The organism is Chitinophaga solisilvae, from assembly GCF_009928525.1.
In the GTDB taxonomy this organism is placed as follows: Bacteria; Bacteroidota; Bacteroidia; order Chitinophagales; family Chitinophagaceae; genus Chitinophaga; species Chitinophaga solisilvae.
Window position 1 is genome coordinate 1 of the sequence record NZ_JAABOK010000030.1, and the last position, 26,096, is coordinate 26,096.

21 protein-coding genes and 1 other RNA gene are annotated in these 26,096 nt (G+C 49.7%); 13 read left to right on the forward strand and 9 right to left on the reverse strand.

All coding sequences use genetic code 11. The features are described 5' to 3' along the window. The first annotated feature begins 183 nt into the window (after positions 1-183). Both ssrA and GWG06_RS30055 read left to right on the forward strand, forming a co-directional pair. Positions 184-558: a transfer-messenger RNA gene (gene ssrA, locus GWG06_RS30050) on the forward strand. A gap of 740 nt (positions 559-1,298) precedes the next feature. After that, positions 1,299-1,721 (forward strand): nuclear transport factor 2 family protein, encoded by a 423-nt coding sequence (locus tag GWG06_RS30055; protein WP_202183165.1) that lies wholly within the window; start codon positions 1,299-1,301, stop codon positions 1,719-1,721. Between the two features lie 133 nt (positions 1,722-1,854). On the opposite strand, the gene GWG06_RS30060 is transcribed toward GWG06_RS30055, so the two are convergent. From GWG06_RS30060 to GWG06_RS30090, 7 genes are all read right to left on the reverse strand, one after another. Next, complete coding sequence (locus tag GWG06_RS30060; RefSeq protein WP_160718138.1) at positions 1,855-3,195, reverse strand: RagB/SusD family nutrient uptake outer membrane protein; 1,341 nt, start codon at positions 3,193-3,195, stop codon at positions 1,855-1,857. Positions 3,196-3,206: 11 nt separating this feature from the next. Next, a complete protein-coding gene (locus GWG06_RS30065) occupies positions 3,207-6,578 on the reverse strand; it encodes a SusC/RagA family TonB-linked outer membrane protein (RefSeq protein WP_160718139.1) in 3,372 nt (1,123 codons plus the stop codon). A gap of 22 nt (positions 6,579-6,600) precedes the next feature. After that, a complete protein-coding gene (locus GWG06_RS30070; protein ID WP_160718140.1) occupies positions 6,601-9,225 on the reverse strand; it encodes a zinc-dependent metalloprotease in 2,625 nt (874 codons plus the stop codon). 441 nt (positions 9,226-9,666) lie between these two features. After that, entirely contained in the window at positions 9,667-10,740 is a 1,074-nt protein-coding gene (locus tag GWG06_RS30075; protein WP_160718141.1) for a winged helix DNA-binding domain-containing protein, read from the reverse strand. Then, on the reverse strand, positions 10,740-11,870 hold the full coding sequence (locus tag GWG06_RS30080) for an epoxide hydrolase family protein (RefSeq protein ID WP_160718142.1): 1,131 nt from the start codon (positions 11,868-11,870) through the stop codon (positions 10,740-10,742). Before GWG06_RS30080 ends, GWG06_RS30075 begins: the two co-directional genes overlap by 1 nt. A gap of 75 nt (positions 11,871-11,945) precedes the next feature. Continuing rightward, complete coding sequence (locus GWG06_RS30085) at positions 11,946-12,887, reverse strand: helix-turn-helix transcriptional regulator (RefSeq protein ID WP_160718143.1); 942 nt, start codon at positions 12,885-12,887, stop codon at positions 11,946-11,948. A 60-nt stretch (positions 12,888-12,947) separates the two neighbouring features. Continuing rightward, complete coding sequence (locus GWG06_RS30090; RefSeq protein ID WP_202183166.1) at positions 12,948-13,352, reverse strand: antibiotic biosynthesis monooxygenase family protein; 405 nt, start codon at positions 13,350-13,352, stop codon at positions 12,948-12,950. A 118-nt stretch (positions 13,353-13,470) separates the two neighbouring features. Between GWG06_RS30090 and GWG06_RS30095 the strand changes: the two genes are divergently transcribed. From GWG06_RS30095 to GWG06_RS30105, 3 genes are read left to right on the forward strand one after another with little or no spacing between them, the layout of a single operon-like run. Next, the gene (locus GWG06_RS30095; protein ID WP_127040075.1) at positions 13,471-13,836 is read left to right on the forward strand and encodes a winged helix-turn-helix transcriptional regulator; all 366 of its coding nucleotides are present in this window, start codon (positions 13,471-13,473) and stop codon (positions 13,834-13,836) included. A 48-nt stretch (positions 13,837-13,884) separates the two neighbouring features. Beyond that, the gene (locus tag GWG06_RS30100) at positions 13,885-14,562 is read left to right on the forward strand and encodes an SH3 domain-containing protein (RefSeq protein WP_160718144.1); all 678 of its coding nucleotides are present in this window, start codon (positions 13,885-13,887) and stop codon (positions 14,560-14,562) included. Between the two features lie 58 nt (positions 14,563-14,620). Beyond that, positions 14,621-15,310: a membrane or secreted protein gene (locus GWG06_RS30105; protein ID WP_160718145.1), complete on the forward strand. Its 690-nt coding sequence runs from the start codon at positions 14,621-14,623 to the stop codon at positions 15,308-15,310. A gap of 108 nt (positions 15,311-15,418) precedes the next feature. Here GWG06_RS30105 and GWG06_RS30110 read toward each other — a convergent pair whose 3' ends face one another. Next, positions 15,419-17,350 (reverse strand): gamma-glutamyltransferase family protein, encoded by a 1,932-nt coding sequence (locus GWG06_RS30110; protein ID WP_160718146.1) that lies wholly within the window; start codon positions 17,348-17,350, stop codon positions 15,419-15,421. Positions 17,351-17,475: 125 nt separating this feature from the next. Here GWG06_RS30110 and GWG06_RS30115 point away from each other — a divergent pair, with 125 nt between their 5' ends. After that, on the forward strand, positions 17,476-18,936 hold the full coding sequence (locus GWG06_RS30115; RefSeq protein WP_202183167.1) for a sialate O-acetylesterase: 1,461 nt from the start codon (positions 17,476-17,478) through the stop codon (positions 18,934-18,936). A 4-nt stretch (positions 18,937-18,940) separates the two neighbouring features. Here GWG06_RS30115 and GWG06_RS30120 read toward each other — a convergent pair whose 3' ends face one another. Next, complete coding sequence (locus GWG06_RS30120) at positions 18,941-19,351, reverse strand: Dabb family protein (protein ID WP_235938599.1); 411 nt, start codon at positions 19,349-19,351, stop codon at positions 18,941-18,943. Between the two features lie 75 nt (positions 19,352-19,426). Between GWG06_RS30120 and bluB the strand changes: the two genes are divergently transcribed. From bluB to GWG06_RS30155, 7 genes are all read left to right on the forward strand, one after another. After that, positions 19,427-20,098 (forward strand): 5,6-dimethylbenzimidazole synthase, encoded by a 672-nt coding sequence (bluB, locus tag GWG06_RS30125; RefSeq protein WP_160718147.1) that lies wholly within the window; start codon positions 19,427-19,429, stop codon positions 20,096-20,098. Between the two features lie 92 nt (positions 20,099-20,190). Beyond that, on the forward strand, positions 20,191-21,702 hold the full coding sequence (locus tag GWG06_RS30130) for a sensor histidine kinase (protein ID WP_160718148.1): 1,512 nt from the start codon (positions 20,191-20,193) through the stop codon (positions 21,700-21,702). A gap of 1 nt (position 21,703) precedes the next feature. Beyond that, the gene (locus GWG06_RS30135) at positions 21,704-22,894 is read left to right on the forward strand and encodes a DUF4407 domain-containing protein (protein ID WP_160718149.1); all 1,191 of its coding nucleotides are present in this window, start codon (positions 21,704-21,706) and stop codon (positions 22,892-22,894) included. A 34-nt stretch (positions 22,895-22,928) separates the two neighbouring features. After that, positions 22,929-23,660, forward strand: coding sequence for a LytR/AlgR family response regulator transcription factor (locus GWG06_RS30140; RefSeq protein ID WP_127040096.1), 732 nt, complete (start codon positions 22,929-22,931; stop codon positions 23,658-23,660). Positions 23,661-23,775: 115 nt separating this feature from the next. Next, positions 23,776-24,366: a TetR/AcrR family transcriptional regulator gene (locus tag GWG06_RS30145; protein WP_127040098.1), complete on the forward strand. Its 591-nt coding sequence runs from the start codon at positions 23,776-23,778 to the stop codon at positions 24,364-24,366. 40 nt (positions 24,367-24,406) lie between these two features. After that, positions 24,407-25,276, forward strand: a complete 870-nt coding sequence (locus GWG06_RS30150) for an alpha/beta hydrolase (RefSeq protein WP_160718150.1) — start codon at positions 24,407-24,409, stop codon at positions 25,274-25,276. Between the two features lie 87 nt (positions 25,277-25,363). After that, positions 25,364-25,957 (forward strand): RNA polymerase sigma-70 factor, encoded by a 594-nt coding sequence (locus GWG06_RS30155; protein WP_127044093.1) that lies wholly within the window; start codon positions 25,364-25,366, stop codon positions 25,955-25,957. Positions 25,958-26,096: the final 139 nt, after the last annotated feature.

Here is a 26,096-nt window from a genome sequence, read left to right on the forward strand (position 1 = left end):
ATTTTTTGATTTACGGATTTTTTAAATGCAGCAAAGATTTTCGCTAAGATCTTTGCTGCATTTAAAAAATCCGTAAATCAAAAAATCTCAAAATCCGAAAATCTCCCCTGCATTCTAAATCTCAAATAATTAAATAATTAAATCTCAAATATTTTTGGTATTTTTGTAGTTCGCAAAAAAGCCGGGGGTGCCTGGTTTTGACAGCATAGATCTTTGATAGTGTAAGCATGCCGTGCGTTGGATAATTAGCACGATAATCTGAATATTCAAACTTTAATTGGCGAATCTAACTACGCCATGGCTGCCTAATCAGAGATTAGACACCCATTATAGCCGCCCGGAGTTGTCGCCTTATGCGACTCCCGCCGCTGAATCATCAAACCCATAGGGATAGGTGCTCATGGTTTCTGTGAGTGAGCACTGAAGCGCAAACGGATAAGGACGAGGTTGGTTCGTTATGCCCCTGCTGAGTTCCGACAAACCAATGCATAAATAAGCATGTAGAAAGCTTTCGGCGATTATGTTTGGACACGGGTTCGATTCCCGTCACCTCCACTGATTTAGTAGCACACCAGCCACTAATAAAGAAATAAAAGGCAGTTCATGATGAGCTGCCTTTTTTGTTTGTGGGAATCGTGCATCACTTCTGCATTCAGGCATCCTCCCTGGATTATTAAACCATAGGACAACCCGCCAGCAAATAGCTGATCACCGGCAGGGTTGCCGCTTTTATGGATACCAGAAAGATGGAAACAGATAAGGGCAGAATCGCCCAGAGAAGAAAGCCGCTCAGGCCAGTTGGGGTTTAACAGCTATCAGGCAGCTCGCTGCTCTTTCATCTTCATTACATGTATTACAGCATCATACTTCTCCCTGTACTCTTCATAACTAATGGGAGTGATGTCAATGCTGGGATGACAAAAACACTGTAAATCCCAGGTATTAAGCAGGTTGGAAGGATCATTTACCTTTAGTGCAATTCCTGGGTTATCACCTGCATACCTGACTACTATAAAGCCAGTTGCTGAGGTTACTTCATACACCTCCTTCCTGGAGGAAATGTGAAAATATGCTTTACTCACTTTTTTATTGTGTCAACTCCTTTTAAAGCTGCGAACAGCCTGGAAATCAACATACAAATATACGAAAAAAGCAAGTCATAGTGAAATTTATCATCATGTTTGATGATAAAAACCTGCTTAATATAGCATTAACAACATTTCCTGAATTCTTTTGATGCCGGGCAGTAAACAATCTCAGTTTCCGGGGAGTTATTACTAACAACTTCCGGTAATGAAATGAAAAAATATCTCCACTCTGCCGCGCTGTTTCTTCTGTGGGCACTACCCGCCTGCAGCCAGCAACAAACAACAGCAGCCGGCAACAAAACGCAGCAATCCGTGAATACATCACTCCTCACCAACGCCACTGTAAAACAGGCCATCACTGCCCTGCAGGCCGCCGATGAAGCCGCCTGGCTCGCGCTGTTTACTCCGGATGCGATCCTTCTGGATGACGGCAACAAAAGAGATTTCAGAAAATTTTCTAAAGAAGCCATGGGCCACGAACATTTCACCAGCATCGATAAAGTAGAGAAAGACGGATTGCGGGTACTGGGGCACTTTCATAGCGATCAATGGGGCGACTTTAAAACATACTTCGAATTCGAACTAACCAACGATGGGAAAATAAAGCAGCTGAGTATTGGACAGGCGAGGTGATAAATTACGAATTACGAATGATGAATTGCGAATGAGGAGCGAAGATATAAGCAAAGAAGTAAATTCTTTATCCGCTTATATCTTCGCTCCTCATTCGCAATTCATCATTCGTAATTCGTAATTAAAAATCCAATTAGTCTGTCAACAGCGGATTATTCACCACTGCTTCTGTAGGAATTTTGATTGTATACCGCGGATCTCCGGCCTGTAATACCACGGTTTTACCTTTTACGGTATGTGATATTTCGGGCTGACTGGTTCTGCGGAGATCAAACCAGCGATGACCTTCGAAGGAGAGTTCGCGGGCTCTTTCGTCATAGATTTCATTCAGCAGCGCTGCACCGGTGAGGGGAGCTGTTCTGGCTGTTTCTGTCTGATAGAAATCAGGAGTAAGCCTGTTTTTCTTCAGCTGATTCAGGTAGTTGAGTGCCTGTGCCGGCTGATTCAATTGTGCGCTGGCTTCTGCCGCTATCAGGTACATTTCTGCTACGCGGAAAGACTGGCGGTAGCTGTTACTGTTGGCTACCTTGATGATAATGTTATTGTTCTTGCTGTCTTTTTTGTAGTAAAGATTCGGACGCAGGTCGCCGGTTGCATTGTAGAGGGCATACAGCTTATCTGATACAAACGCGCCCTGCATGAAAACACCGGAATTGTAGTGCTGTTCCAGCGCCAGTATGCTTTCCGGAGAATTGTACAAGGTGGGCAGCGTATTGCTGGTATTGAAGTCAATCAGCGTTGATTTTTTCTCCAGTACAGCTTTGGCGGCTGCCAGTGATTTATCCCACTGATGTGTATACAGGTATACCCGCGCAGCCAGTGCATAACCGGCTGTTCTGGTGAATCTGTAGGAATTCAGTGTTTCAAACTGATCGACGTTTACCAGGGATAATCCTTTTTCAATATCGCTGCGTACCTGGTCATAGATTTCTTTGACGGTATTGCGGCGGCGTTCCTTCTCCATATCTATTTCCAGTACCATTGGAACCGCTTTATCTGTCGCGTAGGTAGCTTCGTTATAAGGCTTACCGTAGAGATTCACCAGGTTGAAATGGATCATGGCGCGCAGCAGAAGGGCTTCTCCGATGAGCTGATTTTTCTGCTCTTCTGTACCTTCTTTGATGCCGGGAACACTATGAATGATGTCGTTGGCATAAAATATCTGCTGATACTTGGTTCTCCACTGATAGGTTTTACCGCCGCTGCCGCCGCCGTTTTCATCCCATTGGTAGTTGGGTTGCAGCTGATTCACTTCTGTGGAGCGTGCATCGTTCAGGCGGATTTCATCGCTGCGGAAGGATGCCAGCCCTTTGTCGCCGTCTGTTGATGCATAGGCGGCATCCAGCTCTTTACGGAAATCTTCTGCTGTGGTGGGGATCACTTTACCGGTAGGTACAATGTCCAGGTATTTTTTGCAGGAAGAGAACGCGGCCAGCGCGCCTATCAGTCCTGCGGTATATATTACTTTACGCATGCTTGTAAGATTTAGAAAGTGGCGGTGAGGCCAATGGTGAATGTTTTCGGAATAGGCTGGGCAAAAATGTTACCCATTGTTTCCGGATCCATGTAGCCATCATAGTTGCGGGAGAACACAAACGGATTGCGTGCTTCTCCGGTTACCTTCAGACCTTTCAGGCGGATTTTGCTGCCTATTTCGTCTGGCAGGCGGTAACCCAGCGTGATGTTACGTACGCGGACATAACCACCGTCTTTGATCCAGAGGCTCAGGAGCTGGTACTGGTAGTATTTGTCCTGCAGCCAGTGACCCAGCAGCTTTCTCTCTTCGCTTGTCTGCGCACCGTCACCGAACAGGCCGGGATACTTTCCGCCGGTATTGGAAGGCGTCCAGCGGTCCAGGATAGCCGTGCTGGTGTTGGTACCACGATCATAGAAGAACGGGCTGTAATGAGGCTGTAAGCTAACTTTCTGCCCCAGGTTGAATATCAGACCGATGGAGAGATCAAAACGCTTGTAGGTAAAGCTGTTGGTCATACCGCCGGTATACAGCGGTTCGGACGAGCCCATATTACGGAACAGCGCACGCTGCTCGTCGTTGCTGAGTTTGGAATAAGGGAATAAACCTCCCAGGTCCGGATCTCCGGCAAAATCATCCTGCAGCTGCAGCAGCTCAGACAGCGATGTTGTTTTACCATTATGCGTAACCATGATCATGCCTTTGTCATTCAGACCGGCATAGTCAATACCCCATACCGTTGCAGCGGAATGTCCTTCGCGGGAAGGGAAATTGCTGTTATTGGCCAGTGTTTCACGCAGTACGGTATTCTTGTTCCACGCGAAGTTGAAGTCGGTGGTCCAGCGGAAATTTTTGCGGCTGATGTTGCGGGTGGTGATACCCAGTTCCAGCCCCTGGTTGCGCATCTCTGCCCAGTTGATACTCAGCTGCTGAAACCCGGTTTCAAGCGGTAAGGCATATACGTTAATCAGGTCTTTACCATGACGTACATAGTAATCAGCTGTTACGCTGATCTTATTGTTCAGGAAAGTAACATCCATACCAATGTTGGTATTGATGGTTTTTTCCCATCTCAGCTTGGCATTGGGAGGTGTTTCCACCCTGATGGTCTGGATAGGATTGCCCGGAAGAATTCTCTCATTATTGTAGGTACCTACTACAAACGGAGACGTGTTTTTATCTACGTTACCCTGTAAACCATAGGAGGCGCGTACATTCAGGGCATTCAGGAAAGTCACATTTTTCATGAAGGGTTCTTCCATCACGCGCCATAAACCACCCACAGACCACAAAGGCAGGTATTTGTATTTGGGATCTACGCCGAACAGGTCGGAGCCGTCGAAACGAACGCTTCCCGTGAGGGTATAGCGGTTACTGTAGGTATAGCTGCCGGTACCGAAGAAAGATACAAATGCATTGGTAACATCGCGGCGGCTGTCTTTGTACAGGCTTTTGATCTCGTTGTCATTAGCATACTGCGGAGGAATGGTGGTGAGCGTTTTAGGATCGTAGCCGTAGCCAACGTTGTTCAGCTCTTTTTGTCTCACTCTTCTCAGCTCATTACCCACCATGAAGGTGAAGTCATGTTTTTTCTGCAGGTTGAAGGTGTACTCTGCCATGCTTTTCAGGGTATACTGCTGCAGGTTTTTATTATTGCTGGTGATAACACCGCCTTTAGGCATTACGGGTACGTAGTTGCCGGTGGCAGGGTCCATACGCTGGTTTTGTATGTTCAGCTGTCTTACATAATAGGTATTTTCCAGACCTATCTGTTCGAGGTCAGCAATTTCAGACTGGTAGCCGAACTGAGAGCTGAGGTGCAGGCCCGGAATGGCTTCGTAGTCCAGTTTGAAGTTGGTGTTGACAGACTGTGCTTTCAGTACATTGCTGGTGTTTTTTCTTTCTTCCAGTGCATTAAAATCGGCTACTTCGCTTTTATCTCCGCCGATGTTTTTATCATAAATATAATTTCCTGCTTCATCGTATGGCGTCATGTAAGGGTTGGCCAGACGTGCATAATATATCGGAGAGGTAGTGGCAGCACGGTTTCCCAGGAAGGATTTTACGCTACGCTGATTGGCGAAGATGCCGGCAGAAAATTTAAGTTTATCTGACAGGTCATAATCGGTTTTCAGGGTGATGTTGTAACGGGTAGCACCGGTACCGATGACACCGCCATTTTCGTCATAATATCCACCGCTGAAATAGTAGCCGGATTTATCGCCGCCGCCGGAAACGCTTACACTATGTTCCTGTGTAAAGGCGTTCTGGAACAGCAGGTCATTCCAGTTGGTATTGATACCTCTGAGCGCATTGATTTCGTTGCGTGCATCTGCATTGATGCCGCCAATCCCTTTGCTGGAAAGGTCTGCAGGCGTCACGCCATATTTACGGAGAATACGGGAAACGCTGCCGTTATCTGTACGGAAAGGAAAATCGGAGGTAAAGAGATCCAGTTCCAGGTTCACTTTCTGGTCGCTGTTCATCAGGTTCAGGCGGCCCAGATCCGGTTGTTGCGTGAAGGTGAAGTTGTTGCGGTAATTAACCGTGAGCTTCTCGCTTTTCTTACCTTTTTTGGTCGTGATAACAATCACGCCATTGGCAGCCCGCGCGCCATAGATGGCAGTAGCAGCTGCATCTTTCAGTACGGTGATGCTTTCGATATCGGAAGGGTTGTAACCTGCGATAGAGTTGCTGTACAGGTTGTTGATATCTTTCATATCATCGCCGGAGGGCAGGTTAGTGCCTTCCAGTGGTAATCCGTCTACCACCCACAGCGGGTCCTGGGTACCCTGTAAGGAAGATATACCGCGGATACGGATTTTGGCAGCCTGGCCGGGAGCGCCTGACTGCGGGGTAACGGCCACACCGGCCAGCTGACCCTGCAGCATCTGCTCCACGCTCATCACACCGCCGAGTTCCACTTTATCCATGCTGATTTTATCGGTGGCGCCGGTGGATTTATTTTTTTTAATAGTCTGATAACCGGTGAATACAAATTCATTCAGATTTTTACCGGCAGATGATAACGCTATCGTGTAATTATTGCTGGCAGTGAGTTGCAGCAGCCTGGTTTCATAGCCCATGTAACCGATGGTGAGCTGTTTTACTGACAGCGAATCAGGCAGTTTCAGGGAGAATTCGCCTTTTTCGTTGGTGATAGCGCCGATACTGATGTTTTCGATAATGTTTTCAGTACCGGTGGTTGTACCGATCGTTTTATTGCTGGCATATACAGATACGCCGGGTAATGCTTCTCCGGATACGGCGTCGGTTACCTTCCCGCGGATCACGCGCTGGCCTGTCTGCGCCTGCGCCCACCAGGGGGAAAGAACTGCCAGCAGTAAACATATTACCCTTGCTGCAAGTTGATTTTTTTTCATGTAAACAGATGATCAGTTTTGATTATTTATTGTTTAATGCTTGTTGAATACGGATGATCAGGTCATTGTAATGATCCGCTGTAGCCCTGTCTGCGGTACCTTTACGGCTGTTCAGCAGCTGTAGCAGGCGACTCAGTTCACCGCGCTTGGAACTAACGGCATCGGACACACGATTTACAGCGAAATACATCAGGTTACGGGAAGCGCGTGCATTCTCCTGCTGCGGTTGCAGGGAGAAGCTGCATATGTTGCCTGCTGTGTTGAGCGGTGCTTCTTCCTGTAGTTTTTTGGCATCAGCGCGTACCACAGATTTGTCGATGCTGACAATCAGTGCATCTACAAAGCCTTTCTGGCTGTTGCGTTCGAAGATATCCAGCGGCTGATTTTTGATAGTTTTGGCGAACATACCCTGGTGCATATCCAGCATCAGGTCTGTTACCGTATAGGCAGCAGCGCCGTTGGCAGCCTCGTTTTCCAGCATACGGGAAAGGCGCTCATCGCGGAGCAGGTCGTAGAAGAAGTAGGATTGCAGGCTTTTCGCATATACCAGCGCGCCGTATTCCATGTTACCTACCGGACTTTCCTTGATAGGATAGCTTTTGGTGTAGATATCGTTTTTAAACAACCATGCCGGTGTGTTGAATACTTCTTCCAGCAGGTATTTCACTGCATCCTGCTGTTTCTTTTTAGGGACGTGCTGATAGCTGTTTTGTTGCTGTCCGTATACGGTTGGCGTTACATATATACCGCCAATATTGGCGAGTACATGATAGCCGTACTGGTTCCACTGACCGATAGCGCTGTTCAGCATTTTACCGGCTTCGTCGTAGTTATTGCCTTCTTCTTTTGTCCAGGTGAGGATTTGCGGAACGATGCGTTTCAGGTTCTGCAGCCCGTAGCGGCTGGCTTTTACGGCATCGTTGCCGAGGTCTTCAATCTGGGAGCGGGGATCGATGGCATCTCTTACATCCTGCTGTTCGCCGAAGGCGTAGAGCGGATCGTTTTCGTGTGCGCGTAACTGTTTATTCAGCTCCGGGAGTTCATCGTGCGGGTTTTTGCCGGTATAGCGGTAGGCCCATCCGATGGCGAATTTATCGTACACGCCGATGGCGGGTGTAATCTGAGTAACGTTATCGCCTGGCTGTGCAACGTAGTTGAAGCGTGCGTAATCCATGATAGATGGCGCGGTGCCACCCATGCGGGAAGTAAATCCGGGAGATCTCAGGGAGTCCACATCGAATGCGAAGGAGCTGCCCATATTATGTTGCAGGCCAAGCGTATGGCCTACTTCATGGCTGGATACAAACCGGATGGCATGGCCCATCAGCGAATCGCTGAAGTGGTTGCCGCGGGCGCGGGGATCAATGGCGCCGGTTTGTATGCGTACCCAGGAATGCAGGGTGCTCATCACATTATGCCACCAGATGATGTCTGCTTCCAGTATTTCGCCGGAGCGGGGATCTGTTACAGAAGGCCCCATGGCATTGGCTTTCGCGGAGGCCGCGTAGGTCACAACGGAATAACGGGCGTCGTCGCCGTCGAAGTCAGGATCATTTACCGGTGCATCTTTGGCGATGATGGCATGCTTAAATCCGGCAGCCTCAAATGCTTTCTGCCAGTCTTCAATACCGGCCTTTATATATGGCCGCCATTGTGCCGGTGTGCTGGCATCAATGTAATATATGATAGGTTGTTTCGGTTCTACCAGCTCGCCGTTGAAGTAGCGCTGCATGTCTTCCTGCCGGGGTTCCAGGCGCCAGCGGGTAATCAGTTCCCTTTGTTCCAGTTTATGCTGCGCATCGCTGAAATACCATCTGGGAGTGGTAAACAGTCCTACCCGTCTGTCGGCAAACCGGGGCTTCATGGGCTGTTCACTCAGCAAAACCAGGTTGGTAGTGGTTTCTATGGATACTTCCACGCCGGTGATTTTGGCGGTAAGCTCTGATTTGGCAACTATATTTTCCCGGAAGGATTTTATGCCACGGATGCGGGAGAGATCCCTGATTGGGGAGCTGGGCATGCCCAGGGCGTCAAATACGTTATTGATGCTGTTATTGGAGCCGTCGAACAGTTTGGAAACGTTGACTACCAGCGCGGTGGTATCTGTGTTATACGCTTCTATCTTCAGCTGATCTATGAGCGACGGAATAAAGTTATCTGCCACGGACTGCGCGATGGCATTGCCGGCGGGCACTTCCAGGAACGGGTTCTGCTTGCGGAGAAATACTTTGTTTAACAGCGTATCACGTTCAAAGGTGATAACGATGTTGGCGTAGTTCATACCTTTATTTACACCGGCGTCGTTGAGCTGTTCCGGTACTTTGGACAGCTTGTTGACTACCAGCAGCTGGCGGTTCAGTAGTTTCAGCGGAATTTCGAAGAAGTAATCCGTTTTTACACGGTGCACTTTAAACAGGCCGTCATGGCTGACAGCCTCCGTGGTGATCACTTCCTTGTAGGGTTTCATCCCTTTGGTATCGGGCTTCTTTTTGGTAGCGGTATCCGCAACTGCAACGGGGGGTTTCTTCCCGAAGAGCCATCCGCCTTTCTTTTTGGATTGGGCTATTACATCAAGGGATGTAAAACATTGTGCCGAAAGGGCTACGCATGGGAGTAGCCATAACAGTTTCCTGTAACTTGCGTGCATAGATAGGAGTGTTATTAAGGTGTATTTAAAATATTACCTAAAGGGAAAACAAAGCTGCCGGGCCGATGCTGCGGATATAACTGCCGGCTGCCGGTTCAGACGAGGCGTAGCCGTACATTTGGAGATATTGTTCTCCACAGTTAAGCCCAGCACGGGCCGGGCTACAAAGGACGAACAGGTTTAGCTACAACATTGGAGTAAGTCATTAAGCATGGCTCAAACAACAGCTGACTAATAAAAATTGGTCTCAAATGTTAACATTTTTTTAACCATGAGGTTGCAAAGCTATTGAAAACTAACTAGACAAATCGATTTTGCACGGAAAAGGGTGGGGAAGATGACGGGAAATTATCCTGTAAACAGCCTGCCAGCGTACATCGCCGTTCATAACATTTTTTTAAAATTATATGATGCCAGGTAGCTGTTGGGGGCAGTCTGGTATTATTCTCTCACAGGATTATACTTTATTGTTATATGGTCCTTGTGCAGATAACGCTGGTAGCTGCCTGCTGCAGCGGTAATCAGCTCCTGTAGCTGCCCGTCCACCGGCCGGAACGGCCGGATGGTCAGTGTGGCTGTCTGCCGCTTTTCCAGGCATTGCCAGGTGCCTGCCACCCGGCCATTCAGCAGCACTACCGACCTGAACACGGAGGGCGCTGCAGGAGAAACATCGCTCAGGTCCTCATAGGCTGTCAGGTATTCATCACCGGAAGGCAGCAGCTGTAACCCATCGGAAACACTTTCCGGTAAGGGCATTTCCGCTGCATACCAGTAGGCTTGTCCGCTTACTACGGTATAGGCTAAACGTTGCTGCGCCATATCGATCCCTCTGCGGATAACAGATGTTTCCAGTCCGCTCCAGTAGCTGAAATCCTGCAGGGTAGCAGGACCGCGGCTGCTGAAATATTTTTCTGTCATCAGCATCAGCGCCTCTTCATACTCCATACCGGCAGGCCGGGCATATGCTGCCTGCAGCACATACATAAACTGGTTTCCCTGCCGCCTGCTGCTGCAAAGGATTCCGTTGATTTCTGCATCCATCAGCAGAAAGTTAAAGCGGATAGGATCTGTATTGATATGATGTTTCCGGAGATATTGCACAAGCTGTGCCCGCGTCAGCTCCCCTTTAGCCAGCAGGGCAGCTGTAATGAGCTGGCGGCACCGCTGTAATAACGGCGGGTCAATCCCAAGTTTATGATGCAGTGTATGGTGCAGGGCCTTCATCCGGGGAGCGGTGAGCAGCCTTATCCAGCCTATATCTTCGGGGGCAACGAAGCTGGGTACAGGACCCAACAGGTAGGTGCGTAAAATATGCCCTGCCCTGAACGCCTCATCTATGGCGGCGGCGTTTATATCTTTCATCCTGGCGGCAATGGCCCATCCGGCGGAGGCATAGTCGGTTGCCTGCATACAGCCCATCCACCGGATCAGCTCGCGGGGAGTGGTAAAGTTGCTACCAGCCAGCTGCTGGCTGATCAGGCGGTGTTGGGCTATCATATGGTTGTTGGGGATCATTACTGGTTGGCTGTTTTATCTCCGAAAAAACGGCGTATTTCGTTTACCCATAACTGTGGTACTTCCAGTGCGGCAAAGCGTCCGCCCTGCTCTTGTCTGGAATAGGATTGTATGTTGGCTCTGCGTGCTGCCCAGGCTTCGGGGGTAAGGGAATCGGCGGGGAATACGGTCAGTCCTGTAGGTACCGTTACATAGGGCACCGGCTGAGGACCGCCCTGGGCATAGGCTGCGAGCGTATCTTCCCGGTATCTTCTGATAGAGGTGTTAATGGTCTGTGTTACCCAATAGATCATCAGATTGGTAATCATCTCATCTTTGGTGAAACTGTTTTCCATATTGCCTTTGGTATCACTCCAGGCATAGAATTTTTCAATGATCCAGGCGGCCAGCCCGATGGGAGAGTCATTCAGGGAATAGCCCAGTGTCTGCGGTTTGGTGGACTGTATCATATTAAATGCGCCTTCCGCGAAAAACCAGTGCTGTATTTGCTGCCCGAATGCCTGCTCTTCCGGTGTCATGCTGCTCCAGTCTTCTGTGCCGTTGGGATAACCCAGGTCCGTTAAATGAATGGCTTTCACCACTTCCGGATGCTTTGCTGCCAGGGTATGCGTGATGGAGAAATCGCCGGCAGCGAAAAAGGACGTATAACCGAGTACGTTAGTCATGAGTTTGGCCCATATATCAGCGGTGGCAGCGGATGTCACCGCGGTGCGTGCGGAGAACCCATACCCCGGAATGGAGGGGATGATGAGGTCAAAAGCGGGACTGTTATCTTCAGGAGCTGTGAGCAGCGGTATTACTTTATAGAAGCGGAAGAAGCTGTCGGGCCATTCGTGGGTCAGCAGCAGTGGCTGTGAAGCGCCTTTCCCTTTTATGTAAAGAAAATGTATCTCTACACCATCGATCTCTGCTTTGAACTGGGGAAAGCTGTTAAGGAGGGCTTCCTGCTGACGCCAGTCATACTGGTGCAGCCAGTAGTCGGCCAGCTCTTTCAGATAAGCCGGATTGGCGCCATACTGCCAGCCGTCGGCTTCCGGGCTGTCCGGCCACCGGATGCCTGTCAGTCTTGTTTTCAGATCATCCAGTACGTCTTGTGCAACATCAATTTTAAAGGGTTGTAAGTTTGCCATAGCTAAGTGTTTTTGTTTGTTAACACAAAGCTAGGACCTGGTTGTGACAACTGTATGTCAGGTGTAAAAACGGGATCAGGAAATTTTTTTCAACACGGTCTGCAGCCTTTCTTTGAGCATGGTTCTCAGGGAAGCAGGCTCAATAACATCCGCTTCATCGGCAAAAGTGATGTACCAGCGGGAGAACGCCTCTATGCAGGGTGCATCGAAATGCATTTCAGTGTACTCCTTCATTTCCTTTTCCCGCAGGAACCCGTAATTATATTTCTGCTCCTGCAGGTAGCGGACAAGCCGGGTTTTTACCCTGATCTGTACAGGAAAGGACATTTTAGCGGGAGCGGTACGCTCAAACCATTCCTGCATACTGATATGCGCTTTGTGAAAGGATTTTCCGGTTACCTGTAATGTCAGGATACGGGTGGTCCTGAAATGGCGGTATGTTTTGAGGGTATGGGACCAGGCGGCGGTAATCCAGGCGCCGTGCTCATGAAAGAGCCCTATCGGCTCTATTTCGTGCACGGTGGTGGTATCATCTTCCTGGGCATATTGTATATGCAGTACTCTTTTTTCAGAAATACCCCTGAGCAGGGCAGGAATAGTATCATTAAGGAGATAGTTGGACTCCGCGTTTTTGTGTCTGACGCTGATGCTTTCTTCCATCTGCTCCAGCTTCGTCTTTTCTGCACTGCGGAGTACGGCCCGTATCTTGAACATGGCGGATTTAAACAGTTCGCTGTTATGAATGTCCGCATAATTTTCCAGTACTTTCTCTGCCATCAGGAAGGCAACAATTTCTTCTTCGGTGAACATGACAGGGGGCAGGCGATAGCCTTCCATGATAGAGTATCCCAGTCCTTTTTCGCCGATCACGGGAACACCGGCTTCTTCCAGCGATTTAATGTCGCGGTAAACGGTACGCAGACTGATATCAAATCTGTCAGCAATTTCCTGGGCAACGACTACCTTCTTTGATTGCAGCTGAATAAGGATGGCAGTTATACGGTCAAATCTGTTCATAGCGGCAAGATAGAATTTTTCCGTAAGAACTTATAACGGCCGTATAACCGCCAGCCCCGGCTATTGGCGCAACCAGCTGTTGGCGGTCAGGTCATAATGCTTCATCTCTTCTATGTTATTGTAAAAAGGTTTTACCAGATTGAAGAAGGGCATAAACGCCGCACTTTTACGGAAGCCGTTCAGGTGATCGGATTTGGATGTCCAGCGAATAGTTACGATGTAACGTTCCGGTTCATCGTTGCCATGAATAACCTGATAGCCCAGGCAGTACGGTGAAGCCTGCAGATGAGTGCCTGCCTGCAGGTAGGCCGCTTCAAATTCTTTCCGTGCGTCTTCCGGGATGTTGTACCGGATAATTTCCACCGCGTAATTCCGGGATGTTTCCATATTGGGATGTTTGTTTTGTGAGAAGGAAAACTGCATACCCAGCAGTATAAATAAAAGACAGCAGATAAATGATTTCATATGTGATAGTCATGATGAGCAGCGAAAGTAGGAGCTTTCTCCTTCCTGAAATATACCTTACCAAAAAGTAGGCTGGAGATGCCGGTATTATTGTAATTTACAGGCATATCCTATCAACATGATACAGCTGCACGACAAAGTATACACCTGCCCGGTAGATGTGACCCTTGGCTTTATCGGCGGGAAATGGAAACTGCTGATTCTGTCCCATCTTCATCAGTTTGAAAGAAAAAATTACAGCCAGATAAAATCCAATCTGCCTGGTGTTTCAGAGAAAATGCTCAGCCAGCAGCTGAAAGAGCTGGAGCGGGATAAGCTGATAGAGAAAGAAGTGCTGTCGCTCAAACCTTACCGGGTGGAATACATGCTGTCTGCCTACGGGAAAGCATTATCACCGGTATATGAAGTAATGAGCAGCTGGGGTATCAGCTACCTGAAGCATAACGGTATTGACTATATGAAAGATCAGGAACTGTATAAGTAGCTATCGGGCAATTGCCTATATTCGTTTTCTGTTTAAACCTATGCAAAGATGAGATATAGTTTCATGGTTCTGTTGCTGTTTTTAACCTGTTTCGCACATGCACAGTTCGCTATAGTGGCTGATAAGGACGGCTTTACCAATATCCGCAGCAAGCCTGGCATTTCCCGGCAGATAACCGGAAAAGTATTGAACAACGATATTATTTATTGTTATGAATCTGAAGGAGAATGGTGTTATGTGGATTATTACAGTGAGGGAGAAATACAGACAGGATACATACATCAGTCGCGGATCAGGAAGATAGATCAGCTGCCGCAGCTGCAGGCAGTAAAACCAGCTGCAGCAGATAAGTATATATTCCGTCACGATTCCATACAGGTGAGCCTTACCACTGGTAAATTCATTCCGGAAAACCCGTCGCAGGCAACTGAGAATTATTACAAGTCGATCAACCGTAAACCCATTTGGGGAACAGATGGCAACGTACCCAGGCGTCAGTATAAAGGACTGGAAGTAAAGTGGAAAATGCAGCAGACGGCGGTGCCCGACAGCAGCCTGAAAGGTCTTTTTGAACCAGACCCGGAACGAACTGTCATATATTACGATGCCCCGCAGCAGCGTTTATTTATAACGGCTACGAACAGTGACGGTGCGGGAAGTTACGAAGTGCTCTGGTGGTTTGACAAGGGTGTATTTCAGCGAAGAGCCGTTTTTCACGGTTTCTGAATGAGGCAGCGGGGTAACAGTTTTCACGATTCTATTTACAGCTAAATAACAATGTACCATGAAAATGTTTTCTCTTTTGCTGGCGTGCCTGTTTACCGTTGTAACAGGGTACGCACAGGAATCTATCATCGGCGCCTGGAAAGCTGCTGCTAACGGCGTAAATCAGGTATTGCTCATCACGCCTGATTATTTTTCCATCACCGCCTACGAGGAAAAAAAATTTCTCTTTACCATGGGCGGTACCTGGCGATCCGGCGGCAGTGGTCAGGTAGAAGTAAAAGTTGAGTTCAATACAGACGAAAAATCGCAGGTGGGAGCTGAAACTACCGCACCCGTTGAGCTGGAAAACGGCCAGCTTGTTACCTACCAGGGCGGCGCCAAAACAACATGGACCCGCATTGACAACGGCAAAGGCCCACTGGCAGGCTACTGGAAAATCACCGGCCGCGAATCAGACGGCAAGATGAACACCATTACACCCGGCGCCAGGAAAACAGTAAAGATCCTCAGCGGTACCCGCTTCCAATGGATCGCTATCAACACTGACACCGGTGAGTTCTTCGGCACCGGCGGCGGTACCTACACCTTCCAGGATGGCGCCTACACCGAAAACATCGACTTCTTCTCCCGCGACAACACCCGTGTTGGCGCTTCCCTCAGCTTCAAAGGCAAGGTAGAAGGGAATAGCTGGGATCATAGCGGGCTGAGTTCGAAGGGAGAAGCGATACATGAAATATGGAGTAAGTAATTACGAATTACGAATTGCGAATTACGAATGAGGCGCGAAGATAAAAGGGGGAGAAGAAATTTCTTCGCTTTTATCTTCGCGCCTCATTCGTAATTCGTAATTCATAATTTACCACGCAATACCATAGTCCTCCCCATGATTACTACTCCCTCCCCACAAACTCTGATGCGTTCTGTCAAGATATATGGCGTTTACGGGGCCGCTGGTGCGGTCGCCGAAGCTGAGGTGGTAACCCATTTGTTCAAGGGTGCTGCGTGTTTTCTGCGGGGTATTGCTGTTGAGCAGGATGCTGCCGGGGCGGGGTATCCGTTCGCTGACGGTAGTGCCGCCGAGTGATAACCACAGCTGGTTGGTATTGATGTTGGCGGCTTCTGTGGCCTGTTGTACGGTCATGCCGAATTCTACTACGTTAAGGAAAAATTGCAGCAGATTCTGATCCTGTGTATCTCCGCCCTGTACCGCAAAAGAGAGATAGGGTTTACCATCTTTCAGTGCCATGGAAGGGGTGAGGGTTACGCGCGGACGCTTACCCGGCGCGATGACGTTAAAGGGGCAGATAGCGGAATCCAGTACAAAGCTCTGCAGCCGCTGACTCATACCTACGCCTGTTTTGCCGGCGATGCAGGCTGGTATCCAGCCGCCGCTGGGAGTGATGGAAACTACCCATCCGTCTTTATCGGCTGCTTCCACGCTGGTGGTGCCGCGCCAGAGGCGGTCCTGATAGGCGCTGTCGGAGTTGCCGGCAGCATAGATATTTCCGGTAGCCGTTGGCGTTAGTAAGGCGGCGGCGTCATGTTTGGGCAGGAAGCCGCCTGGTTTGCGGCCGTTGGTGCTATCCATAAACTGACGGCGATCGTCCAGCAGATGCAGGTAAGGATTGGATTTGCCCATGTATTTATAGGGATCGCCGGGGCCTGCTGCGGCATCGTTATGAGCGGTATTGATGGTGGCCGCTCTGGCGCGGGCATAGTCCTTGTTCTGCAGCCCGGTGATAGCGCGGTCCTTGTTGAAATAGGGATCGCCGTAATAGAAGTCGCGGTCCGCGAATGCCAGGTTCATGGTCTGGTACAGCGTGTGGATGTACTGTGCGGAGTTGTATCCCATCGCTTTCAGATCGAAGTTTTCGAGGATATTGAGACTTTGCAGCATAGCGGGGCCTTGCGTCCATTCCTGCAGTTTGTATACCTCTATGCCTTTGTAATTGACGTGCAGTGGTTCTTCTTCCAGTGGTTTCCAGCGGGAGAGATCTTCCAGGGTGATAAGTCCGCCCTGCTCCTGGCAGCCGCGCACAAATTCCTTCGCGATGTCACCTTTGTAGAAACGGTCGTAAGCTGCCATGATGGCCTCTTTGCGGCTTTTGTGGTTTTTCAGTGCCTGTTGCTCTGCTTCCACCATTTTGGTGAGGGTAGCCAGGAGGTCTTTCTGCACAAATATCTCCCCTGCCTCAGGGGCTTCTCTTTTTTCGCCGGGATGTGTCAGGAAAACAGCTTTGCTGTAGGGCCACTGTTTGATATGGTTTTTACCGCGTTCCAGGCTGTTGGCTGTCTGCGCTTCTATAGGATAGCCTGCGGCCATCTCCATGGCGGGGGCCAGCACTTCTTTCAGGCTCATGGTGCCGTAGTTAGCCAGCATATGGCATAAGCCGCCGGGGGTGCCGGGTGTAACGGCTGCCAGCGGGCCGTATTCGGGTGGAAAGTCATACCCCTTGCCTTTGAAGAACTGCGGGGTAGCGCCGGTGGGCGCAACGCCGAGGGCATTGATGGCAATCACTTTCCCTGTTTTCGGATTATATATGAGCGCCTGTGTTTCGCCACCCCAGGAGAGTACGTCCCACATGGTGCAGGTAGCTGCCAGCATGGCGCAGGCGGCATCTACGGCATTGCCTCCGCGCTGAAATATCATGGCGCCGGCAGTTGCTGCCAGCGGTTTGCCGGTAACGGCCATCCAGTGCTTACCATGCAGCGGCGGCTTTTGTGTTTGCTGCGCCTGCATACTTCCGCTTATGGTAAGTGCCAGCAACAGCAGCAAGTAGTTTCTCATAAAGCAATTCAGATTTAGATTAGGATAAGGCTAAATTAATAAAGTATCTGTCTATTTGCCATAGCCGTTTCTTTTTATTATTTTTTCTGCCGTTCCACATTTAGTGACCTTATTACTATTGCAGTATGATGAAGAAAACCTGGATGATCCTGTCCTGCCTGGCGATCGTTTTACGTGTATCCGCCAACGTTACCCTGCCCGCTTTTTTCACCGATGGTATGGTGTTACAGCGTAATCAGCCGCTGTATATCTGGGGCTGGTCCGATAAACATGAAAAGGTGACTGTCCGCTTCAGGCAGCAGCAGCAATCCGTTAAAGCCGGCAGCGACGGCCGCTGGATGGTGAAGCTGCAGCCGGAAGCTGCGGGTGGACCGTTCGCGCTGACAGTCAGCGGAAAAAATACCATTGCGTTGAAAGATGTGCTGGTAGGGGAGGTATGGATCTGCTCCGGGCAGTCCAATATGGAGTTTCAGGTGAAAGATGTGACCAATGCTGCTGCAGAAATTAAAAATGCGGCGTACCCGGAGATACGGGAGTTTACAGTAAAACGTATGGTAGCAAAGGAACCGCAGCAGGATGTAACGCCCGGCGCGTGGCAGCCGGCAACCACGGCGCATGTGGCGGAATACAGCGCCGTCAGCTATTTTTTTGCCAGGGAATTATATCAGCGTTTACACGTACCCGTAGGACTGATTCATACTTCCTGGGGAGGTACGCAGGTAGAGGCCTGGATCAGCAAGGCCGGATTCCTGAACAGCAATGAATTCAGGGAGATGATGTCGCAGCCCTGGGGCATCGATTCCATCAAGGGGCCGAACAGCTATCCCGGCGCGCTTTTCAACGCCATGATACATCCCCTCATCCCTTACGCCGTGAAAGGCGCTATCTGGTACCAGGGCGAAAGCAATGTGACCAGAGCCTGGCAATACCGCACCTCGTTCCCGCTGATGATAGCCGACTGGCGCAGCCGCTGGCAGCAGCCGGCATTCCCGTTCTATTTTGTGCAGCTCACCAGCTTCGATGCCAACCATGGCAAACGGGAGGGTAACAGCGCCAACGGCAGCACCTGGGCGGAACTCCGCGAGGCGCAGCAGCAAACGCTTTCCGTTCCCGGTACGGGCATGGCGGTGACTACCGACATCGGAGAGGAGAAAGACATACACCCCCGCAATAAGCAGGATGTCGGAAAAAGACTGGCGGTTAATGTGCTGAAAAACGTATATGCGCAGGAGATAGTTCCCGGCGGCCCCGTTTTCAGCAAAATGGATATCAGCGGTAACAAAGCCCTGATTTCCTTTGCAGATCCGGGTGCTGGCCTGATGGTACAGGACCGGTACGGGTACATCAGAGGGTTTGAAGCAGCCGGGGAAGACCAGCATTTCTACTATGCACAGGCGCAGCTGCAGGAGGGCAGGGTAGTAGTCACCTGCGACCAGGTTAGCCGCCCTGTGGCCGTCAGGTACAACTGGGCCGATGTTACGGACGGTAACCTGTTCAACCGGGAAGGCTACCCAGCCGCCCCTTTCCGTACAGATCAGTGGAAAGTCAGCACGCAGGACGTGAAATTCCGGATGCCTGACAAGTGAGCCGTCATACGTCCATCGCGTCGTAGACAACTACTTTCTCCCACAGGTGGCTGCAGTTTTTGATGAAGGCAAGGTGTATGGGGTGCGACTGATAAGCTGCCTGTGCTGCCACATCCCTGAAGGTAATCAGCTCGGATACTGCCCAGGAGGTATCTACCACCTCCCGTTTTTCTGTGGAAGCCACCACGCCGGTACGCAGTTCGCCCACCCCATCGATGGCCGCCAGTGTTTTAATACCGGCAATGAGTGCGTTACGGTCTTCCACAGACTCCGGCCGCTTCAGCCAGAAAAATACATGATGTACCAGCGGGAACTTTTTGCCGGCGGCAGCCAGCGGCATGGCGGATACAGCGCTGCCGGCACAAAGCGCCGCGGCCGTACCCAGAAATTTTCTGCGGTTCGTTGTTTTCATCATCGGGAATATTAAGGACCGGAAAATAATAAAGATCTTCGACTTATCTTAGCGCCGCGGAAGCCAATACCAGGAGTCATGACAGCAGGCAAACATTTCGACGAAGCAGCAGTAAGTATTCTGCAGGACATTATCCTGCACCGCCGCGACGTACGCGGTAACCGTTTCCTCTCCACCCCGCTGGAAGACCAGGTGGTGGACCAGTTGCTCTCCGCCGCCCTGCATGCCCCTTCCGTCGGCTTTTCCCAGCCCTGGGAATTTGTGCTGATCCGCGATACCACCGTCAAACAACGGATCAAAGCCTCTTTCAACGAAGAAAATGAAAAGGCCCTGCCCTCCTTCAGCGGAGAAAAGCAGACAGATTACGTAAAACTTAAGCTGGAAGGTATCATGGAAGCCCCGCTCAATATTGCGGTGTTTTATAAGCCGGCCGGCAAACCCGTATTGGGACAAACTTCCATGGAAGAAGCCGGGCTGTACAGCGTGGTATGCGCCGTGCAGAACATGTGGCTGATGGCCCGCGCCCTCAATGTAGGCATCGGCTGGGTGAGTATCCTAAATGCGGAAAAAGTAAAGCAGATCCTGCATGCACCGCCGGAAAACAGACTGGTGGCCTATCTCTGCGCAGGCTATACCGATGGCTTCTACACGCAGCCGGAACTGGAATTGCTGCAATGGGAAAAGCGTAAAATGAAGGAAGCTGTTGTTTTTAAGGACGGATATACCCCCGCCCTTCCTGTAATCCCATAAGCAGGCTTTTCATAACAGAATTTCCCGGTTTCATCCCATTTTGATCCGATGCATACAGGCATTCCCTAATATTGCCTTAAATATTCTTCCCTATGGATCAATTCCGGAAATTAGAGTTCAGCGTAATAACGGGCATCTTCCTGCTACTGTTGTTTTCTCTGCTCTATCCCAGTGTCATTTACAATGTCTTTGAACTGCAATCTATCTACGGTCACAAATTCAACCAGTACGGACAGGTGTTCGACTATTACATCCATTACCTGTTGCCGGCAATGGCCCGTATCATAATTGTTTATGCCTCCTTCCTTTTTCTGAATTATGTGGTAGTACCAAAGTTCCTGGAAAAAAAGCAGTGGGCGGTGGGTTTCCTGTTACTGGCCGGGACCATGCTGTTCTTCTTTACCGGGATGATGGTCGCTAATTCCTATTACAACGGGTATCTGCTGGGGGTGTATGATACCATACAGGGCGCGCATATGCATTTCGCCAAATCCGCCTTTATCAGTACTGTCTTTTTCGGTGTGCTGTTTATCGTGTATTACGTGTTAAGGCAGGCATATTTTGATTACATCCATAAAAAGGTGATGAACAATGCGGAGTCCCGCAAGATAGCGCAGGAGGTGATGATAGCCTCCGGGATTCTGCTGGTACTGCTTTGCCTGGCTTTCAGCGATTCGCGCGACCTTTTCTGGATCGTGTTTTATTTTGGCCCGGTGCTCATCAGTACTGCTTTTATTCTCTATTATAAAGTGTTGCCGGACTACTTTAACGTGCATCATAATAAAAAGCTGCTGACAAGAGATGTTACGTTCACCGTGCTGGGTATCACCGTGCTGATGGGTATGTTCGTGCGCGCGCTTCGTCACGGAGGCGGAGGAATGGCGTTTGCACTGATTTCCATTGGCATAGGACTGGGAGTAGGCTTTGTATTGCCGGTAGTATGGTTCCTGTTCCGGTCCCGGCAGAAACAGGTGACAACTGTCACCACCCTGAAAAAAGCACTGGGACACTCTGCTGCCAACTTGGATTTTTTACGCGCACAGATCAATCCGCATTTTTTATTCAATGCCCTTAATACGCTGTATGGTACTGCGTTACAGGAGGAAGCTTCCCGTACCAGCGAAGGTATTCAGAAGCTGGGAGATATGATGCGTTTTATGCTGCATGATAATAACCTGGAAAAAATTCCGCTGGACAAGGAAGTGGCTTATCTGCAGAATTATATCTCCCTGCAGCGTCTCCGGGTAATGTCTTCCCCGGATATACTGATAGAAGTAAATATAGATGAAAGCCAGTGCCATCATGATATTGCGCCGATGTTGCTGATACCGTTTGTAGAGAATGCCTTCAAACATGGCATCAGTCTGCGCAACCGCTCCCGCATTGTGATTTCGCTTAGCTGCAACGAACACCAGGTATTTTTTGATGTGTATAACAGCGTGCATCCACGGCCGGATAATGACCCGGAGCGCGACGGCATGGGCATTGGGCTGAACAATGTCCGTGAGCGACTGGCGCTGTTATATCCCTACAGGCATGAGCTGAGTATCCGTCATACTGCCAACGAGTTTTTTGTTCACCTAACGATAGATGTAAATAAATAAAATGATACAGAAAGATGATACAACGGCACAGCCGTTGCCGGATGGAGTTACGCGTTTCCTGTGGTGGCTGGCCGCAGCAGACGAAGAAATATTAAAGGATTGCCGGACGGAAAAGGAACGGTACCGTATTATCGGGCTATCTGTACTGGTCACCTGGATGTTTGCCACCCTGGCCTGGGGGTACTTTTTTTCAACGATCGTCAAAGATGATATGATCGTTCTCCCGCTGGCCCTGTTCTTTGGCTTCGCCATATTGTCCATAGACCGGACGCTCATTGCCGCCATGTCGCGCAACAACGGCGGCAACCGCATCCTGCCGGTAGCTTTTCGTTTATTGCTGGCCGTTACCATTGGCTTATTCATTTCCCAGCCGGTAGTATTAATGCTGTTTAAGAAAGATATTACCGCGCAGCTGGAGCTGAGCAAGCAGTCTAAACTGGAAGCCTACCGCGCACAGCTGAACACACTCAATGCCGCACAGCGTAAGACTTTGCAGCAGGAGCTGGATCGCGGAAGACAGCAGATACAGCAGAAGCAGACAGATCTGAAATTCTATAAAGATGCCTATATCAAGGAAACCGACGGTACCGGCGGCTCCGGCAGGATAGGAGAATCTGATATTGCACGCGTAAAAAAATCCGCTTACCTGAAAACAGATGAAGAACTGCTGTTGTTACAGAAAGAGTGGGCGCCGAAGGAACAGCAGCTGCAACTCCAACTGGCGCAGATGCACAGCGCTGACAGTACCAAGGAAGTGATTTACCTGGGCACGCTGACCGATGGCTTCCTGGCGCAGATAGAAGCGCTGCATGAGCTGACGGAACAGCACCCGCCACTGCAGCAACGCTACCGTCTCATCGTTTTCATCATTACGCTGATTGAAATTATGCCCCTGTTAAGCAAGGTACTGATGCCCAAGGGTGAATATGATGAAAAGCTGAACAGCGCCACTGCTACCAGTACAGAAGCTGCCCGTCAGCAGGTGGCCGCCGGTAAAGCATTGCAGCAGCATTATCAGGAAGCTGCGCTGGCAGAAGACAAGCGTATGATTGATGAAATGTTTGCCAACACGCGCGACCTGCGCCGGGAAGAAGCCGCAGAGATGGTGAAAGACTGGAAAGCGCGTGAAAACCGCCGCTACCGCGATTTGTGGCAGCAGGCCAGGGATCTGCTCCTGGGCAGAATTTCCTGAATCCCTATATTGTTCACCGGAAAATGAAGTGTTTATGAAGCTTACCGCCATTGCCATAGATGACGAACCGGTAGCCCTCGCCGTAATTAAAAGCCATGCCGCGATGGTGCCGTTCCTGGAGATAAAAGGCTATTTCACCAATGCTTTTGAAGCAATGGATTTTCTGAGCAGGGAGAAAGTTGATCTCCTCTTCCTGGATATTAAAATGCCGGATATATCAGGGCTGGACTTCCTGACCAGTATGCCGCAGCCACCGATGACCATTTTCACTACCGCCTATTCAGAGCATGCCGTGAAAAGTTTTGAGCTGGATGCCGTGGACTATCTCCTGAAACCCTTTTCCCTGATACGTTTCATGAAGGCGTGCAACAAGGCGCACAGCCTGTGGCAGCTGAAGCAGCAGCAGGGTACACCGGCCAGGGAAACGCCTTCCTATATCTTCCTGAAGAGCGGTTACGAGCAGTTCAAGATATTGCTGGATGATATTCTGTACCTGGAGAGTGCCGGTAACTATGTGAATTTCATCCTGAAAGACCGCCGGCTGATCTCCCGCCTGTCTATGCAGGAGGCCACCGAACTGTTACCTGCGGCACTTTTCACACGGGTGCACCGGTCTTATATTGTTGCTAATAATAAGGTGGAGCGGGCAGACCGCACTTCTCTCTATATCAAAAATGTTCCCATTCCTATCGGCGCCGCCTATGGCGCTGAAGTGGACAAAATTCTGGACCCTCCATCCGGTCCTTATCAGCAGGGCGGTAGCTGACAGCCCGTTGCCGCCCCTTTCTTTATTCCCCCGGCAGGTACCTTTCAGCCAGGTAGCCTCTACCGGGGGAAATTTTTTTTGTTGAATAAGACCAATTGGTCTAATTTTATATGGTATGGGAAAAGCAGAGAAAACAAGGCAGTTTATTATTGAAACAGCTGCGCCTATTTTTAACCGGAAGGGAGTGGCAGGCACCGCTATCAGCGATATTATGGAGGCTACCCGCCTGGCCAAGGGCGGCCTGTACGGCAATTTTTCCTCCAAAGAAGAAATGGTACTGGAAGTATTTGACTATATCGCCGAGCAGGAGAAAATGAACCTGCGCGCGGTTACTGCCAGGGAAAATACCGCCACCGGTAAATTTGAAGCCCTCTTTTCCTATTACGCAAAGTATCCGCTTGGTCAGCAGGTGCCCGGCGGCTGCCCCATGATTAACTTCGGCGCGGAAGCAGATGATACCAACCCCCGCCTGAAGAAAAAAGTCAGTGAACTGATACAGTATTTTCAGTCGCGCATTGAACTGCTGGTGCAGTTCGGGAAAGATGCCGGCGAATTTAAAAAAGACTGGGATGCACAACGCTTTGCCATTATGATGTTTACCATGCTGGAAGGCGCGGTGCTGGTGACTACCATGACAAACAGCAATAAACAGATGCTTGTGGTACTGGATATATTAAGACAGGAAATGAAACGTCATAGGAAATGACTTTTTTTTATCGCTAAAAATAAACCAATTGGTCTAAAATATGCAACACCAGGTTCTTCCCCTGTCATTACGGATGACAGCCTTTTTATTATCAGGCATGAGTAAACCATTTCCTGGTCTTACTGCCCGGATGTTTTACCGCATGTATTGCACCCCGCCGGCAAAGAAATTACGTGCGTCTCATGAGCAGCTGCGCGACACTGCGCGTGTAGAGCAGGTGAGCGTCAGCAGCTATGCATTCGACAATACGCCGCTATCCATTACCACCTACCGCTGGGGATCTTCAGATAAAAGAATATTGCTGCATCATGGCTGGGGTGGCAGTCCTTTTCATTTTAAGCAACTGATCGGCAGCCTGCTGGACGCCGGCTATGAAGTAATAGCCTACGATGCGCCGGCACACGGGCTTTCCGGTGGTAAGCGCACCAACCTTGTGCAGTGGTCGCATGTACTGGAACAGATACTGCAGCGGGAAGGCCGGCTGTATGCTATCATAGGCCACTCCCTCGGCGGGCTGAATGCTGCGCTCACCCTGTCCCGCAAAGACGTGCATGCACCGCGGCTGGTGATGCTCAGCTCCGCATTGAGCGCGCCGGTATTCTTTGAGGAAACCTTCCGCCTTTTCCGCATCGACCGGGTGGTGATGCCCCGGCTGCTATCCCTGATCCGCCACAAGCTGAAAGATGATCTCGCAGAAATGGACCTGCACCTGTACGTCAATAAAATAAAATCAGACCGCATCTTTATCGCTTATGACCGAACAGATACACTGGTAGATGCGCAGGAAGTAACCGCCTTTCTGCAGCAATATCCTTCTATTCAGTCGCTGCTGATTAACGGAGAAGGTCATTTCCGCATCATGCGCCAGGAACCTGTAATAAAAGGAGTCCTTTCTTTCCTCGGACAATAAAGGGCTTCATAGAAAATAAAATGTAATAAGATGTAAATCCGGCTTGTTTGTTTTATCTTGTGGGCTTCCCGTTATAAAGCCGGTAATATGCAAGGTATGACAGACAAAGAGCTGGTCGAACTCGTATATTCGCAACCATTGGAAGCATTCAGGCTCATATACGATAAGTATTGGGAGCCATTGTTCAATATAGCTTTCAAGCGGCTGCAGGATAAAGAGGAAGCCCGTGATGTAGTACAGGAGGTGTTTGTGACCGTTTGGGATCAGCGGGATCAACTGCAACCCAGGGAATCCCTGTTGCCATACCTGCAGGTAATGTTGCGCAACCGTATCCTGAATTTATATGCCCGCAACGAGGTAAAACTTCGTTATATCGTGGAAATGCAGTGGCAGTCAGCCTTCGCCGACAACAACGTATCCCGTCGCCTCACCCTGAAAGAACTGGAACAGATCATTCAAACCGCTATAGCCCAGCTGCCGCCCCGTATGCAGGAGATCTTCCTCCTCAACCGCGAAGAGCTGATGTCTCCCTCCGAAATTGCAGCCCACCTTTCGCTCTCCGTACAAACGGTGAAAAACCAGTTACACCGCGCTACCGAGAAGTTAAAGGAGAATATCTGTGAAAATGCAGATCCTACCTTACTGGTGGTGATACTGCCGCTCCTCAGGGAGATCCTTTGATTATTTAGTTATTTACTTATTTGAGATTTTGTGCCCGATCAATATCTCTTCTGAAGAATCTAATAAGCACCGGGGAAACGATGATTGGCTGCAAATCTCAAATAAACAAATCTCAAATAAAAAAATATTTCCCCCGAAT

Bases quoted from the DNA above. Each gene is read 5' to 3' on its own strand.
- GWG06_RS30135 (WP_160718149.1), top strand. From the start codon at position 21,704: ATGATACAGAAAGATGATACAACGGCACAGCCGTTGCCGGATGGAGTT.
- GWG06_RS30130 (WP_160718148.1), top strand. From the start codon at position 20,191: ATGGATCAATTCCGGAAATTAGAGTTCAGCGTAATAACGGGCATCTTC.
- GWG06_RS30150 (WP_160718150.1), top strand. From the start codon at position 24,407: ATGCAACACCAGGTTCTTCCCCTGTCATTACGGATGACAGCCTTTTTA.
- GWG06_RS30070 (WP_160718140.1), bottom strand. From the start codon at position 9,225: ATGCACGCAAGTTACAGGAAACTGTTATGGCTACTCCCATGCGTAGCC.
- GWG06_RS30060 (WP_160718138.1), bottom strand. From the start codon at position 3,195: ATGCGTAAAGTAATATATACCGCAGGACTGATAGGCGCGCTGGCCGCG.
- GWG06_RS30095 (WP_127040075.1), top strand. From the start codon at position 13,471: ATGATACAGCTGCACGACAAAGTATACACCTGCCCGGTAGATGTGACC.
- GWG06_RS30065 (WP_160718139.1), bottom strand. From the start codon at position 6,578: ATGAAAAAAAATCAACTTGCAGCAAGGGTAATATGTTTACTGCTGGCA.
- GWG06_RS30055 (WP_202183165.1), top strand. From the start codon at position 1,299: ATGAAAAAATATCTCCACTCTGCCGCGCTGTTTCTTCTGTGGGCACTA.
- GWG06_RS30145 (WP_127040098.1), top strand. From the start codon at position 23,776: ATGGGAAAAGCAGAGAAAACAAGGCAGTTTATTATTGAAACAGCTGCG.
- GWG06_RS30140 (WP_127040096.1), top strand. From the start codon at position 22,929: ATGAAGCTTACCGCCATTGCCATAGATGACGAACCGGTAGCCCTCGCC.
- GWG06_RS30105 (WP_160718145.1), top strand. From the start codon at position 14,621: ATGAAAATGTTTTCTCTTTTGCTGGCGTGCCTGTTTACCGTTGTAACA.
- GWG06_RS30120 (WP_235938599.1), bottom strand. From the start codon at position 19,351: ATGATGAAAACAACGAACCGCAGAAAATTTCTGGGTACGGCCGCGGCG.
- GWG06_RS30110 (WP_160718146.1), bottom strand. From the start codon at position 17,350: ATGAGAAACTACTTGCTGCTGTTGCTGGCACTTACCATAAGCGGAAGT.
- GWG06_RS30115 (WP_202183167.1), top strand. From the start codon at position 17,476: ATGATGAAGAAAACCTGGATGATCCTGTCCTGCCTGGCGATCGTTTTA.
- GWG06_RS30100 (WP_160718144.1), top strand. From the start codon at position 13,885: ATGAGATATAGTTTCATGGTTCTGTTGCTGTTTTTAACCTGTTTCGCA.
- bluB (WP_160718147.1), top strand. From the start codon at position 19,427: ATGACAGCAGGCAAACATTTCGACGAAGCAGCAGTAAGTATTCTGCAG.
- GWG06_RS30075 (WP_160718141.1), bottom strand. From the start codon at position 10,740: ATGATCCCCAACAACCATATGATAGCCCAACACCGCCTGATCAGCCAG.
- GWG06_RS30080 (WP_160718142.1), bottom strand. From the start codon at position 11,870: ATGGCAAACTTACAACCCTTTAAAATTGATGTTGCACAAGACGTACTG.
- GWG06_RS30085 (WP_160718143.1), bottom strand. From the start codon at position 12,887: ATGAACAGATTTGACCGTATAACTGCCATCCTTATTCAGCTGCAATCA.
- GWG06_RS30090 (WP_202183166.1), bottom strand. From the start codon at position 13,352: ATGAAATCATTTATCTGCTGTCTTTTATTTATACTGCTGGGTATGCAG.
- GWG06_RS30155 (WP_127044093.1), top strand. From the start codon at position 25,364: ATGCAAGGTATGACAGACAAAGAGCTGGTCGAACTCGTATATTCGCAA.